The sequence below is a fragment of the Psychrobacter sp. TB20-MNA-CIBAN-0197 genome, assembly GCF_040309765.1.
In the GTDB taxonomy this organism is placed as follows: Bacteria; Pseudomonadota; Gammaproteobacteria; order Pseudomonadales; family Moraxellaceae; genus Psychrobacter; species Psychrobacter submarinus.
Genome location: NZ_JBEOPC010001292.1, coordinates 1 through 241, shown reverse-complemented (window position 1 = coordinate 241; position 241 = coordinate 1). Strand labels below are relative to the sequence as shown.

At 39.4% G+C, this 241-nt stretch carries 1 pseudogene; it reads left to right on the top strand.

Annotated features, from left to right (window positions below):
• Positions 1-203, top strand: a pseudogene (locus AAEY83_RS18135) (hypothetical protein); the annotation flags it as partial.
• Positions 204-241 lie beyond the last annotated feature (38 nt).

Here is a 241-nt window from a genome sequence, read left to right as displayed (position 1 = left end):
ACCTTGAATTAAGCAAATTTGGTGAAATACTAATTGATGCTAAAGGCGCAACTTCATTACCAGGCATTTATGGCGCGGGGGATGCAACCAATACTCCGTTTAAACAAATTATTATTGCAATGGGCAGCGGTGCAACAGCAAGCTTAGGCGCATTTGATTATTTAATTCGTCACTCTGAAGAAGCTGATCAAAGCGCTGCTTAATGTAATTAGTAAAAACTCTCTTGATATAACAGCAAGGC